The sequence below is a fragment of the Rhizobium sp. BK289 genome (assembly GCF_014193575.1).
In the GTDB taxonomy this organism is placed as follows: Bacteria; Pseudomonadota; Alphaproteobacteria; order Rhizobiales; family Rhizobiaceae; genus Rhizobium; species Rhizobium tropici_C.
In genome coordinates, this window is record NZ_JACHZO010000004.1 from 87,664 (window position 1) to 101,880 (window position 14,217).

9 protein-coding genes are annotated in these 14,217 nt (G+C 59.1%); 4 read left to right on the forward strand and 5 right to left on the reverse strand.

Annotation, left to right across the window (positions count from 1 at the left end):
- Positions 1-16: 16 nt before the first annotated feature.
- The 4 genes from FHT84_RS08925 (at position 17) to FHT84_RS08940 (ending at position 4,108) form a co-directional block, all read left to right on the forward strand.
- The gene (locus FHT84_RS08925) at positions 17-1,234 is read left to right on the forward strand and encodes an extracellular solute-binding protein (RefSeq protein WP_113248794.1); all 1,218 of its coding nucleotides are present in this window, start codon (positions 17-19) and stop codon (positions 1,232-1,234) included.
- 17 nt (positions 1,235-1,251) lie between these two features.
- Positions 1,252-2,637, forward strand: a complete 1,386-nt coding sequence (locus tag FHT84_RS08930) for an amidase (protein WP_113248795.1) — start codon at positions 1,252-1,254, stop codon at positions 2,635-2,637.
- A gap of 306 nt (positions 2,638-2,943) precedes the next feature.
- Positions 2,944-3,498, forward strand: coding sequence for a flavin reductase family protein (locus tag FHT84_RS08935; RefSeq protein ID WP_112345831.1), 555 nt, complete (start codon positions 2,944-2,946; stop codon positions 3,496-3,498).
- A gap of 271 nt (positions 3,499-3,769) precedes the next feature.
- Complete coding sequence (locus FHT84_RS08940; RefSeq protein WP_112345830.1) at positions 3,770-4,108, forward strand: hypothetical protein; 339 nt, start codon at positions 3,770-3,772, stop codon at positions 4,106-4,108.
- A gap of 651 nt (positions 4,109-4,759) precedes the next feature.
- Here FHT84_RS08940 and FHT84_RS08945 read toward each other — a convergent pair.
- From FHT84_RS08945 to FHT84_RS08965, 5 genes are all read right to left on the reverse strand, one after another.
- On the reverse strand, positions 4,760-6,535 hold the full coding sequence (locus tag FHT84_RS08945) for a phospholipase D-like domain-containing protein (protein ID WP_348647343.1): 1,776 nt from the start codon (positions 6,533-6,535) through the stop codon (positions 4,760-4,762).
- Between the two features lie 777 nt (positions 6,536-7,312).
- On the reverse strand, positions 7,313-9,604 hold the full coding sequence (locus tag FHT84_RS08950) for an FdhF/YdeP family oxidoreductase (RefSeq protein ID WP_183761835.1): 2,292 nt from the start codon (positions 9,602-9,604) through the stop codon (positions 7,313-7,315).
- A gap of 223 nt (positions 9,605-9,827) precedes the next feature.
- A complete protein-coding gene (locus FHT84_RS08955; RefSeq protein ID WP_113248798.1) occupies positions 9,828-11,441 on the reverse strand; it encodes an MFS transporter in 1,614 nt (537 codons plus the stop codon).
- Positions 11,438-12,550 carry an HlyD family secretion protein gene (locus FHT84_RS08960; protein WP_113248799.1) on the reverse strand — a complete coding sequence of 371 codons (1,113 nt, stop codon included), beginning with the start codon at positions 12,548-12,550 and terminating at the stop codon, positions 11,438-11,440. Before FHT84_RS08960 ends, FHT84_RS08955 begins: the two co-directional genes overlap by 4 nt.
- A gap of 424 nt (positions 12,551-12,974) precedes the next feature.
- On the reverse strand, positions 12,975-14,213 hold the full coding sequence (locus FHT84_RS08965; RefSeq protein WP_113248800.1) for an MFS transporter: 1,239 nt from the start codon (positions 14,211-14,213) through the stop codon (positions 12,975-12,977).
- Positions 14,214-14,217 lie beyond the last annotated feature (4 nt).

Genomic DNA, 14,217 nt, shown 5'->3' on the forward strand with positions numbered 1-14,217 from the left:
GACAATCGGTGTCTTTATGAACAAGCATGAATCCGTCGCTAAAAGCATGTCCGCTCCCGCCCTGCATCTGAAGGGCCGGCCGCGCCTGCGTGTGCTCGGCACCGCGATTTCGCTGCTCGAGGAACTGCGCCTGCGCGCGCAGGACGATCTCGGCATCGATGTCACCTTCGACAATAACGACTTCCTGACAACGCAGTACAAGGCGGCCCGCGAGCCGGAAACCTACGATATCTACGACCAGTGCTTCCACAATCTCGATATCGTCTGGCATTGGCGCGCAATCCAGCCTGTGGACACCCAGCGCATCGTGCTTTGGGATGAGGTCAATGATCTCACGAAGACCGGCCATATCGGCCCCAATCCGCGAATGGGACTTGGCGATGTGCCGGCGAAAAAGCTCTTCGTGCAGCCGAACCTCGCTCTCGGCGACACGCCGTCACGCTTCATCTCGATGCTGCCGACGACGCATAATTTCGATAGTTTCGCCTATCGGACCGATCTGGCACCCAATAGCATCGGGATGCATTCCTGGGGCGCGCTTTTCGACGAGCGCTGGGCGGGCAGGGTGGCGCTGGTGGACGAGCCTGCCATTGGCATCTTCGATGCGGCACTGGCGGCGCAGGCGGCCGGCCTCATGTCCTTCGACGATATCGGCAATATGTCCATTCAGGAGATCGACCAGCTGATCGATCTCCTGGAGGAGCGCAAGAAGGCCGGCTTCTTCCGGGATTTCTGGAAGACCGCCGAGGATGCGGCACGGCTGATGATCGCTGGCGAGACCAGCGTCCAGAGCATGTGGTCGCCCGGCATCGGTATCCTGAACTCGAAGGGCGTGCCGGTCGAGCAGGCGGTGCCCGCCGAAGGCTATCGCGCCTGGCATGGCGGCTTGTGCCTTTCGAAACACTTGAGCGGTCGTCTTCTCGATGTCGCCTACGATTATCTGAACTGGTGGATATCGGGCTGGCCGGGTGCCGTCGTGGCGCGGCAGGGCTATTACATTTCGACGCCGCAGCGCTCGCGCCAGTTCATGACGCAGGCTGAATGGGACTACTGGTATGAAGGTGCCGCAGCGACGGAAGACCTGCCCGGTCCCGACGGTCAGATCCGGATCAAAAAAGATTCCGTACGCAGCGGTGGATCCTATTGGCAGCGTGCCAATTGCATTGCCGTCTGGAATACGACAATGGATGAGCACAATTATCTCGTTCGCCGCTGGATGCAGCTAGTCGGCTGAGAAGGAGAGCAGGGACTATGACGCAGACACATCTCGGCAAATCGATCGCGCAGCTCTCGGTCCTGATCCAGTCCGGCAGTCTCGATCCGGTCGCGCTGGCCGAGGAGACCCTCGACGCGATCCGGACCTACAAGGATCAGGCGATCTTCACACGACTGTTGGAAACGCGCGCGAAGGAAGAGGCGGCGGCTTCGTCCCGACGGCTGCGTGAGGGGCGTTCGCGCGGGCTGCTGGATGGTATTCCGGTCGCCTGGAAGGATTTGTTTGCAATCGCCGGCCTGCCGACCACGGCCGGGTCGATCGTGCTTGCGGATGCAGAGCCCGCTCAGGGCGATGCCGAGGTCGTCAAGGCGTTGAAGGCTGCCGGCATGATCGCCGTCGGCCGGGTCAATATGAGCGAGTTCGCCTTTTCCGGCCTCGGCCTCAATCCGCATTACGGCACGCCGCTAAACCCGCTGGCAACAGACGCCGCGCGGATTCCGGGCGGTTCGTCCTCGGGGTCTGCCGTCGCGGTTGCGGCAGGTCTCGTGCCGGTCGCGATCGGCACGGACACGGGCGGCTCGGTGCGCATACCGGCTGCTTTCAACGGCCTTGTCGGCTATAAGGCAAGCCATGGCCGCTACAGCATGGGCGGGGTCTTTCCGCTGTCGACGAGCCTCGACTCGCTCGGTCCGCTGTGCCGCAGCGTCCAGGATGCGATCTGGATCGATGCCGCAATGCGTGGGCGCTTTGTCCCCGAGGTGGAGCACGCCGAAGCCGCCGGGCTTTCCATCGTGGTCCCGACAAATATCGTCATGGATGATGCGCAGGATGGTGTTCTTGCAGCTTTCGAGGCGACACTGGCAAGATTGAGTGCCGCTGGTGTTAAGATCCGGCGAGTTGCCTTTCCAGCTTTCGAAAGGCTCTTTGAGCTGATGGCCGAGTATGGGCCGCTGGTTACTGCCGAGGCCTTCGTGCTGCATCACCGCCGTCTGGCAGGACCGGAAGCCGCTTCCATGGATCGGCGTGTCGTCGCGCGGACACGCCTTGGAGAGAAGACGACGCTGGTCGGCTATCTGGAAACGCTCAAGGTGCGCGAGCAATTGGTGAAGGAGGTTGCCGCAACGCTTGGGCCGAACGAGTTCGTCGCCTATCCGACGGTTGCCCATGTTGCGCCAGCGCTTGGCCCCCTGGAAGCCGATGACGAGCTGTTCGTAAAGATCAATGGCAGAACGCTGCGCAACACGGCAATCGGCAATTTCCTCGATTGGTGCGGCGTCTCCCTGCCTTGCGGCACGGGTGAAGCAGGCATGCCGGTCGGCTTCCTGCTGTCGGCTCCCAAGAACCACGATGAACGATTGCTGGGGGCCGCTCTGGCGCTGGAAGAGGCAATAACGACTGTAGACCGTTCAAAGATATACTAATGAAACAACTGGCGCCGGGACGACCGTGGTGCGATACGTCGCGATCGTCGCTCCAGCTGTGATGTGTTCAGTCTTGGTGGTACAAGCCGCGATCGCCGCGACCATTGCTTCTGAGCAACATCCGCCTTCACAGCTTCCGTCAGGATTAGCGAAACCGCAACGGGACATCTGCGATCTGCTCGCGCCCTATGCTGCCCGAATAAGAGGACACTGAACATGTCGGCAATTTCTGCTGAGAAACCTGCAAACGGCGGGGTGGTCTCGTTCGACTTCACAACGTTGAGCGCCCATGATCGTTACAAGCTAATGATCGGCACGATCATCCCGCGACCGATCGCGCTTGTGACCACGGTGGACGAAAATGGTCGCATCAATGCCGCGCCGTTCAGTTTCTTCAATTGCCTGTCCGCCGATCCGCCGATCCTTGCGCTTGGCGTCGAGAACAATCCGGACATGTCGTTCAAGGACACGGGCCACAATATCCGAATGACCGAGGTCTTCACAGTCAACATCGTCTCCTTCGCGATTGCCGAGGCCATGCATGTTTGCGGGGCCAAATATCCGCGTGGCGTCGATGAGTTGCAGCAGGCCGGACTGACGGCCATGCCCGGCACGAAAGTCGCATCACCTTGGATCGCCGAAGCGCCGGCATCGTTTGAATGCAAACGACATGTGACGCTGGAGCTCGGCAAGTCGCGCCAGATCATCATGGGCGAGATCGTCTATGCCCATTATCGTGAGGGGGCGGTCGACAACCGACTGCACGTTGATCCCGGAACGATCGACGCTATAGCACGATTGGGCGGCGACACCTGTTCCACGATCCGGGATCGTTTCGACATGCTGACGCCCAAATTGTAGATCGAGCGATGGCTGGTAGAGCACTTCAGTTTTTCACCGAATCTCCGAACCGCTCTCATTCAACTATGCGCGGAATCGCCGGGTATTGGCTGCGCTGCGAGCTTGCAGCTCGGCAGGTCGCCGGGCTTGCGCCGGGGCGACACCATCTCGGTCATATAGTGAAACTATACTATAATACCATGGTCTAGCGTGGCATAAACGAATGTTCGATAGTGGCGATTACTCAATCTGTCCTACTGTTATCTCGTCAATCAACGAAGGATATTGAGAGATGACCTACAATCACCACAGTCATGACCGAAGCCTTTCCATGACGGCCATTTCGGCTGCATCGCGTGTTGCAATCGTGATCATCGCAACAGTAGGGTTGGCGCCGGCGGCGTTCGCTGGCCAAACGTGTGCCGGGCTAAAGCAGGCGATCAACTCGGACGGAGCCTATTTGTATCACTATAGCGATAGGCGGCAGCCGGAGTTGGACCTTTATATCCGCTATGTAAGTTCAGACAGCAAATGCGATCCAGGCGAAGAGCTCCAGTCCCGCCTGGTTCCAAATCTCGAGAACTGCTACGTGCCCACATGCGTTTTGGGACCCGGCGAAGACGACCGGTAATAGCGACGCCAGAGGCGTGAGAGATCACGCCTTTTGAAATCTCGATCGGACGATGCCTCGTACCGCCTTTAGTCGTGCACAGGAAGTTCAGATTGACCAATTGTCACTCACTGCCTGTGACATTCTCACTTGATCGTCAAAATAATGAGACGGCGTTCCCTCCCGTTTCAGTTGAAATCTGGCCGCTGACGTCCGGTAATTTCAAGCGAAATGTATCCCCAACGATCCGATCGACCGAGCTGACGCCCGGCCGGCGATATACTGCGCCGTGCCTTAATGTGGAAAAGACCGTCCCCTTGGACAAGGGGACGGTCTTGGACGGACCGGGTCCGCCGACTTCGATGGAGGGGAGGACATCGAAGCTGAACGACCGGGAGGGCCGTTCGCCTTCGGACGGGGAGGCAATGCTCAAAGTAGCGCTGGAACGTTTTGAGAACCACTATACTTAGGTGTAGCGGGATCTAAACCTGAATGCGAGGAAGTCGATGTAACGCCGCGTCGCGTTGTCGTGCCGGAACACAATCTCCCGGATTCTTTCCCGGCAATTCCCCGGCGCTCGATGTTGCTGATGCAAGGGGCTGCAATATCGAACCTGGCTCGTCGACGGCATCGGCGGGCGGAGTAGTTTCAAGCTCGTCCGATCTCCCCTCGTCAAATGCCAAGGAAGTAGTTGCGGCTGGACGGCGGGCCGCCGGGAGCGAACCAGCGTGACTGCCACTGATCATTCAGGCGAAGGAAGCCCCCGGAGTTGGAAACCGGTTCTTTTCCAGTCGCAATCAGCGCCTTGCGTCTTTCGTCCTCCAACCTCGCGCGCATGACATAGTGATCATAGGTGTCGAGGACATGAACGGCGTAAGCGATCGCGAGCGCCTGGTTGCCGCGGATGATGAGTAAGTTCTCGTCATTCTGGTAGGATGCTTTGTATCCGAGATTGTGGCTGCCGGTGATCACCGTGCAATTGGTCGGATGCAATGGATCGATGACAATGATCTTGTCGTGGATGATTGCATGGCCTGCGCTGAGAAGCTCAGGACGAAGGTCTCCCGTTCGGATTGTCACCGCGGAGGCACGGATCATCGCAACCCGGCTATCATCGCCCCCTGGCCACCAGATGGATGGTTGCGGAAGTTTCTTCTCTTCCCCGGAGGGTGTCTTGTAGGTGGTTGGCGTGCCGGTTTTGGCCGGTGGCAGAGCTTTCGGATTGCTGATTGCCCCCTGCACGAGGAGCTCGGGCCGTTTCGCCGCCAGATCGGCCGCAGTGCCGACGATATTCTGCTCGCCTCGAACACCGGGATAAAACGTCAGGAAGAAGATTGCATTGCTTGCGTGCTCCATGAGCGAATACACTCGGGCGAGATCAATTGGCGTCGGTGAATTTTTATCCTTGGTTGGTTCCTTGGTGTTCGGAGAGAAGAAGATCTCGACTTTCGACCCGCCGGCAACGGCGATCTCCGGCTTGAGTTTCGCGTTGGCGGATCGAAGCGTATCTGACTGCACCGCTTTGTTTGCGGCAAATCCTGTTGCGGTTTTTCTGCCTGCCTTTGCGGTCAGCGGCACTCCTGCGGGCTGTTGGTCGGCCAGAAGGTCGTTCCAGAAACCCAGATATCGCTGGGCAATCGCCTCGTCATCAAGCAGGATCACGTTGTTCGACTGCGTGCAGAGGCCGGTTTCGGTCCAGTTGGTGCTGCCTGTCATAACGGTTTGAGGTTTGCCGTTTTCGACGAAGACTGCGAACTTGTTGTGACCGATATGATCGTCATTATTGAAAAGACGGTCGTGGACGTTCGAGCTGTTGGCCGCATGCAGGCGCAGACGTGCAGGGTAGTTTTCCACGTCCCACACAATCGGCTGCTTCGGAGGCGGCGCGCCCTTCGGATTCACATCAGCTGAGCTCGCCGTGGAGAGGATGACGCGAGCTTTGCCTTTCTTGACGAGGGCTTCCAGGCGGTCGATCAACTCGGGGTCATGAAGCTCATAGAGCGCCAGATACAGTTCGCCGGTCGCGGACTGCTCTGTCCGGTCGATCAGATGCAAAAGGAAACTCAAAACGTCGGCGGTCAGGAAGAGACGGATCTTGTCGTTCTTGATCGGGATATGTTTCTTGAGCGTCGCCAAGATACCCTTGGCCTTGCCATTGTCGATCGGGCCGGCGGCTACCGCCTGCGGTTTCTTGCCCTGGATGTCTTCGAGCTGGCGCAAAAGATTCTGGGTTGAAAGAATTCCGTTCGTGAAGGTCGCCTTGATCGAGCCTCCGGATGGAAAATCATGGGTGACATCGATTGTCGGCGTCGAAATCGCTGGTCCCAGCGCGAACAGCGCTTTTTGTGGTCCGACGTAACGCGGCTTGCCCTGTTCATCGAGGTAAGGTGCGGTCGCCGAAGGCGGCAACTTGTCTTCTGCCTTACCAGCCAAACCGACCGGGACCACCTCGTAATGGACCTTGAAGTCTATCGGCCGGACCTCGGCGGTGTTGCGTGATCGTCTCAGCGTCAGGTCTCGCCACTGATATTGCTGAATTGGCCAGACCGAACTGTCCTGCTCCAGCCAATCGGGATTGGATTGGTCGGTGAAAGCGATCCAGGTTGGCAGAATTCGTTTTGTGCCGGCATCCTGTCCGGTCTCATGGACCCTGGTCACCATGAAGCCGATGCAGCCGGCGATCGGACCGTCGGCCGCCCATGCGACATAGGCAACCTCGCCATTACACCATGCATGCGCTCTCGTCAGTTTGCCCATTGTTCCCCCCAATGATGCGAGCCGATGCGTTGTTCGTCTGATGGAAGCCAACTTCCCATCGGGAAGATCGGCCTCGAAAATTTCAGATAGGGTGTCTCGCCGGATTCAGCGGCAGGCTGTCGATGCAAACAGATCTGCTTGGCGTGATCGGTTATGCAATGATCCAGGCCGCAACACGGTGATCGTGGAAGCGGACCCGAAGGATACAGGCGTGCGCGAGAACTTCGCGTAATACTATATTATCTTACCCTGCTAGGGTTGCAAGAACCTACATTCCAGAGCGACGCTCCGGGCGTAGTCGAGTGTGAATATTATACCTCTGAGGTGTGGCAATGGTATGAAACGGTGTTGCTCGCGAAGAGCGCGTCCTTGCAATATTACGCATGAACGCGGCCTTTCCTCCCCGATGACGGCACATGCAGATAATCGTTCCATCGCCTCATGTCATGTCAAGGCCGCTTCGCCTTCTCACGCTACCTGCGAACGCACGATCTTGACTGGAACGCCCTTGTAGGCGGGCGTCCCTGATCTGTGATCGTAGTGACTGAGCGCAACGATGGCATTCATTTCCGGATAGTATCCGCCGACCGAACCCTGGGGAAGATCGTAGGCGACTGCGGTATATCCGCGGACCGAGCGTTCAGGGCCTGTCGTAACTGCATGGACATCGATGAGATCGCCATCCTCCAGGCCGCGCGCCTTGAGATCTGCAGCACTGATGAAGATGATGTCGCGCCGACCGAAGACGCCGCGATACCGGTCGTCCAGGCCGTAGACCGTCGTATTGTACTGGTCGTGGCTGCGCATCGTTGCCATGACCAGCGTCTCGGGGTCCTTCAGCCTCGGATCCTCGTCCAGGCCGCAGGAGATGAGAAAGTTCGCTTTGCCCGTGGCCGTGTGCCATTCACGATGGGAGGCTGGAACATTGAGCCGGAAGCCGCCGCGTACGCGCACCCGCTTGTTGAAGTCCTTGAAGTCGGGGAAGACGATTTCGATCTTGTCGCGGATCCGATCGTAATTTTCGATCATGCCCGCCCAGTCGATTCCATACCGATCCCCGAGTGTTGCCTGGGCGATGCCGGCCAGGATGGCGGGTTCGGACTTGAGGAAAGGGCTCGGCGGATTGAGGAAGCCACGCGAGGCATGGACCATCGACATGGAGTCCTCGACCGTCACCGATTGCGGACCGGATGCCTGCGTGTCGAGATCGGTTCGACCGAGGCACGGTAGAACGATGCAAGTTTTTCCGGTCAACAAGTGAGACCGGTTGAGCTTTGTTGAAATGTGAACCGCGAGATCAAGCTTGCGCATGCCTGGGAACGTCACCGTCGGGTCCGACATCGCGACCGCCAGATTGCCGCCGAGGCAGATCAGGGCCTTTGAGCGGCCTTCAGCGATCGCTTCGATCGCCTCGATTGCATTGTGGCCCTTTTCGCCCGTCGGACGGAAGCCAAAAGCGCGTTCCATGCCATCGAGAAGCGCGGCATTGGGGATTTCCGTGATCCCGACTGTACGGTCGCCCTGGACGTTCGAATGGCCTCGAATCGGGGAGATACCGGCGCCCTCGCGTCCGAGATTGCCGCGCAGCATCAGGAGATTGGCGGCTTGCTGAACGTTATGCGTGCCATTCGCATGCTGGGTCAGCCCCATGCCGTAGCAGAGGATGACATTCTTGGCCTTCAAATAGACGTCGACAGCGCTTTCAATCGAAGCACGCGACAGGCCGGAATAGTGGAGAATATCGTCCCAGCTTGTCTCTTCGACATCACGGCGCAACTCGTCGATGCCGAGCGTATGTTCAGCGATGAAGGCGCGGTCGAGGACGCCGGTTCCGCCCTTGGCGAGATCCGCGGCATCCCGTTCGAATATCAGCTTCATCATGCCCTTGAGCGCGGCGAGGTCGCCGCCGGTGCGGACCTGATGATAGGCGGATGCGATCTCGGTCGAGGAGAAGGTCGCCATTTCGATCGGATCCTGGGGGGCGGCGAATTTCTCGAGCGCCCGTTCCTTGAACGGATTGAAGACGACGATCGGCGTGCCTCGGCGGGAGGCCTCGTGCAGCGTCGTCATCATGCGCGGATGGTTGGTGCCCGGATTGTGCCCGAAGCTGAAGATCGCGTCGCAATGGTCGAAGTCCTCGAGTGTGACCGTTCCCTTGCCGACACCAATCGATTCCGGCAGCCCGACACTGGTCGCCTCGTGGCACATGTTGGAGCAGTCCGGGAAATTGTTGGTGCCGAAGGCACGCACGAAGACCTGATACACGAAAGCCGCCTCGTTTGAGGCACGGCCAGACGTGTAGAATTCGGCCTGATGCGGGCTTTCGAGGGCGTTCAGCTCCTTGCCGATAAGGGCAAAGGCTTCGTCCCATTCGATCGGCTGGTAGCGGTCGCTCTTGGCATCATAGATCATCGGGTGCGTCAGGCGCCCCTCGTTCTCCAGCTCGTGATCGGTCCATTTCCAGAGCTCTGCCACCGTATGGTTCGCAAAGAAATCGGGGCTGACGCGCTTGGCGGTGGATTCCCAGGTGATCGCCTTGGCGCCGTTCTCACAGAACTCGAAGGATGACGTATGCTTTGGGTCTGGCCAGGCGCAGCCGGGACAATCGAAACCTTCCGGCTGGTTCGCCTTCAACAGGGTCGCCGTGCCCTGAGCGATAACCTGCTGTCTGGCGAGCGTTTCTGCGACGGCCTTCAGGGCCCCCCAGCCACCTGCCGGTTCATTATATGCCTTGATGCCGTCCGGGCGCTTCTTCGTCATCGGGAGTCTCCGCCATTGGTCTCTTGTAAGACTAGCAGCGCGCGCAGGTATCCGAAGCTATACTCAAGCATAGGTACGGCATACGCCGGTTTCATCTCGCTGGACTGGATGACCCGCCTCTTCGTACTTTGAACCTCCTTGTGGAATTGCGGATGAAATGCGCTCAAGCCTGTCGCACGCGGCGACGCAGGGCGTGTCATGGGAAAGGTGCCCCGAGATCACTTCAAACCCGATCGTCGGGTTTCGTGTCCCCTTGCGCCTGATGTTGGAATTCGGGGTGAAGCGGCCCATAGGGCATGGAAACCATGAAGGCCGCAATCAGCAGGCCGAATATTGCCGCCGAACAGGACAGAACGAACAGATCGCTATAGGCAAGGACCATCGCCTGGCTCCGGATCTTGCCGGCGACCGTCGAGAGGCTTTCAACGTGAGCGCGCGTGCCCGTACCGAAAACGTGCTGCAGCTTGCTCAGCAAAACGTGGAGCTGTTGTGATGTCGCGGCTACCGGCCCGTTTAAAATGTCTGAGTGATACTGTTCGCGGTGCCGTTGCAGCGTCGCGAGAGCGCTTGTCGCAAGTTCGACGCTTCCAAGCCGTACGACCTGAATATAAGCGGACACCGCAGTGGAACGAGACGGGTCCGAATTTCCGATCAGATAGACAACCGTGGCAAAGAAAGCAAAGGATTGCCCCGCCGTCTGGAAGATGATGGTCGGAAAGAAATTCCATGGCGCCCAGGCGATCGTCAGCTTCGATCCGAGCTGTGAACCGAGCGCCATCAGCGCCAGGCCGATGACGATACACAAACGCGCATCGAAACGGCGCAACAGCAGCAGCGCCACGGTGATAAACAGAAATACCGGGATCACGGCCCCGACGAGGTATAGGGTCGAGATCGAGATCGGCCGCAGTCCGATTACATTCTGCAGGAAGCCGGGAATAGCGATGGAGGCGCCTGCGCTTGAAAGCGCGTAGCAGACGATAATGGCATAGCCGAGTCCGATGTTCCGGCTCATGATCACGCTGAAATGCGCCCAGGGATGGTCGACCATGCTTTCGTTGATCAAGAAGCCCACCGCGAGGATAAATCCACCCGCCAAAAGCGCGATGATCGTCCCCGACGCAAACCAATCGAGTCGGTTTCCCTGATCCAGCCCGATATACAGCATTGTCATCGACGAGCCGAGCAACATCATCCCACCCCAATCCGCCTGCTTCAGAAGGCCGAAATTGATCTCTTCCTTCGGGGCGGCGATGAAGAGCAGGAGCGCGATCAATGGTGCAACGATCACATCCTGCCAATACATCCATTGCCAGCCGAGATAGTCGCCGTAAACGCCGACAAGGACGAAACCGAGATTCTGCGACAACGGAGCCCGCAACGCGTAGATGGCGATCCCGACCAGCCAGTAGCGTTTGTCGAGGTTGCGGAAGATCACCATAATCGTCGTGGGAATGAAAACCCCCAACAGGAGGCCTCTGATCGCATGCAGAACGAAGAGCAGGGGGCCGTCGTTGACCATCGGGATTTCAAGCGAAACGATGGCATAGACGAGAGCCGCCGGGATCATGATCAGCCGGACGCCGAAAACCGTGGCGAGCCAGGCAACACCCGACGCGATCAGGATCTGAGGCGCGTTAGCGATCGTGCTCAGCCACGATGCTTCGTCGACGCTCAGCGAATAGGCGGCCCGAAGGTCCGGCAGGCCGACCGCAAAGACGCGGGTGTCGAAGCCGACCACGAATGAGGCAAGGAGCAGAGCAGCGACGATCAGCAGTGGCCGGCTGGCCGTCGTGCCGTGCGTGACCGGACCGAACGAGCGAATGGCGGTCGTCATCGGCCTGCTTCACCCGGTGTGTCGATGGTGACGATCGCCGACATGCCCGGGCGAAGTTCGGTCAGCAATGGCTGGTCCGCGTCTATGGCGATTTTCACGGGTATGCGCTGAACGACCTTGGTATAGTTCCCGGTCGCGTTGTCCGGAGGCAGGAGAGCGAAGATCGAGCCGCTTGCCGGTGACAGGTCGACCACCGTACCGCGCAAGATCTGGCCGGGGAAGGTGTCGACCCTGATTTCCGCCTTGTCGCCAGCTGCCATCCGGGACAGCTGTGTTTCCTTGAAATTCGCCGTCACATAGACGTTCGGGAGCGGGACTTCGGAGAAAATGCCTGTGCCGGCGGTGACGAAATCTCCCTCGTGGACGAGGCGTTTGCCGAGCATTCCGTCGAAGGGGGCGTAGATCCGGGTATAGCCCTCGTTGATCTTCGCCGTATCAAGGTTGCCCTGTGCCGCTTCCACCTGAGCGCGCAAGAGCGGTTGCTGGCCTTGAAGCACTTTCAGCTGTGCCTGTTGCTGTGAGGTTGCAGCCGCGGTGGACCGTACGGAGGCTGCCGCTTGGACGGCGGCAGCTTCGGCCTGTTGGACTGCTTGCTGGGTCGTTGCGCCGCCCAGATCCGTCTGGCGGCGATATTCCTCATCCGCTTGTGTCTGTTGCGCAAGAGCAGAGACATGCTGTGCCTCGGCGGCATCGATCACGGCCTTCTGCAGATCGATCTGATTGGCAAGGTTGGCGAGGGTGGCGTTTGCCGATGCAAGATTAGCCGATGCAACCGCGACCGCCGCTTGATAGGTGCGAGGGTCGATTTCGGCGAGCAGCGTGCCCTTGGTGACCTTCTGATAATCAGCGACCGGGACGCTCTTAATGGTCCCGCTGATCTGCGCGCTGAGCGTTGAAATATCGGCGTTGACGATCGCATCGTCGGTCGACTGATGTGCCGCGCCAGCGATCCAGCTATCCCAGTCGATGATGACGGAAGCAACCGCCGATCCGACAATGACAATCGCAAGGAAGGGGATGGTCACACGCCGGATCGTCGCCATGACGGGGGAGGGTGGCGGCGTGGGCACAGCCGAAGCGTTGTTCCCGGTGGAAATCTGGTCGGTCATGGTTATCGGAACCCGTCGTGATCGATGCAAAAAGATTCTGCACGAAGGGTAGCAAGGCGGCTTGAGGCCCGACACTATACGCATGAATAGGTCGAACATCTTCCGGGTTGGTTGCAACTCGGTCGAAGATTTCACAGTGCCGGCTGGACGCACGCCTTCAGCCGGCTCTCGGCAGGTCCGTGCCGGGGGATTTGCGCCGGGAACGAGATAAAATCGGAGTCGCAGCCGATGGACTCATTGGCCAATGCAAGGCTTCTTTCGCCCGACTTCTCCGCATCCGGAGCTTTTATCGCCGTCATTCCGCCACGGGCCAATCGGAGCGTACTTGTTGCGCACCCGTGGGAAACGGAAGCTGTGCCCTGCCGCAGCTCACAAATCAGCAGCGTTCATGGGGTGCCACCCTCTGCCGTCTTATGTCTTGCGCCTATCGACTGCCAGCCCATTTCTTTAAAGGAGACGGCCCTGTTCCCGCCTCTGCTCCGCGCAAGCTTTCCAGCCGGAACGACATTGCGAAGGCCGCAGCGGCGATCACAACAGTAACGGTGGAGGCGATCACGAGGATGCCTGGGCTTTGCGCAAACAGAAATCCCGAAGCGACGGGGCCGCAGGCGAGCCCCAATTTCGAGGCGAAGCCGCCAAGCACGGTGCCGTACCCATCTTCGCCGCTCGTCGCGCATGCTGCCAGCACATAGGGCAGAGCAACGGCCATGGTCAGGTAGATCGCGGTTACACCCAATGCGAAGCCGGCAGGCGTCGTCCCGACCAACACCCCTAGCTTGACCAGACCCGCGATCAACAAGGCCGGCACCACCGGCCGCCAGCCCAGTCTGCGGCTCAACCAGATCATGATCAGCGATCCTGGAACACCCGCAGCCAACCCAAGCCCTACGACAAGGCCTGCAAATGTCTGCGATTGTCCGAGATTCAGGGCAATCCCGATGAGAAAGGCGCCAAGCCCCAGATTAGCGGCCTGAAAAAGGAAAATTCCGATAACTTTCAGCAATAGTGGCTTTGACATCCACCGCGATGTTCGGCCGGACCGAGAGTAGGAAGCACCACCGGGTTGCCGAAAGTCGGGAAGAAAGGGCACGAGGGCAGCGGCGATAAAGCCAAACGCCGCCAGTATGCCGAATACGATACCACGGTGCAGCATGTCGGCGAGCAGCGACGACATGACGATGCCTAGTCCACCGAGGCCGAAGTGAAAGACAAACAACACACCGAAGCTGCGCCGAGCGTCAGGCGTCTGCGACATCAGGGCATAGGTGACGCCGACCACGAGGCCTCCCGCAACCCCGTGAATGAATCGAATGCCGAGCAGCCATGTGTAATCCCGCGCTGCCATTGTTGTGAGATCGGCAACTACCAGCAGTGCGAGCAGGCCAAGCAGAAGGGCTCGCCAGGGGATTCGCGAGACTAGAAACAGCGCCAAGAGTGCGCCAACCATCGAGCCATAGCCGTTGGCTCCGGCCACCAGTCCTGCCTGATCCGGGCGCAGTCCGTACTCTGTACGAAGAGTGGCGATCACGGCAGGCATGATGTCGACGTAGAGAGGCCCCGCCATCGCCACCAACGCAAGAATGATATCGACCGGGAGCGTGCTGCGACGTATCGCGTCTTTTCCAGTCGTCAAGGCAATCGTTGTGGCGCCATTATCGGTCAAGCGG

Coding starts and splice junctions, on each gene's coding strand:
- FHT84_RS08925 (WP_113248794.1), top strand. CDS start 17: ATGAACAAGCATGAATCCGTCGCTAAAAGCATGTCCGCTCCCGCCCTG.
- FHT84_RS08930 (WP_113248795.1), top strand. CDS start 1,252: ATGACGCAGACACATCTCGGCAAATCGATCGCGCAGCTCTCGGTCCTG.
- FHT84_RS08935 (WP_112345831.1), top strand. CDS start 2,944: ATGATCGGCACGATCATCCCGCGACCGATCGCGCTTGTGACCACGGTG.
- FHT84_RS08940 (WP_112345830.1), top strand. CDS start 3,770: ATGACCTACAATCACCACAGTCATGACCGAAGCCTTTCCATGACGGCC.
- FHT84_RS08950 (WP_183761835.1), bottom strand. CDS start 9,604: ATGACGAAGAAGCGCCCGGACGGCATCAAGGCATATAATGAACCGGCA.
- FHT84_RS08955 (WP_113248798.1), bottom strand. CDS start 11,441: ATGACGACCGCCATTCGCTCGTTCGGTCCGGTCACGCACGGCACGACG.
- FHT84_RS08960 (WP_113248799.1), bottom strand. CDS start 12,550: ATGACCGACCAGATTTCCACCGGGAACAACGCTTCGGCTGTGCCCACG.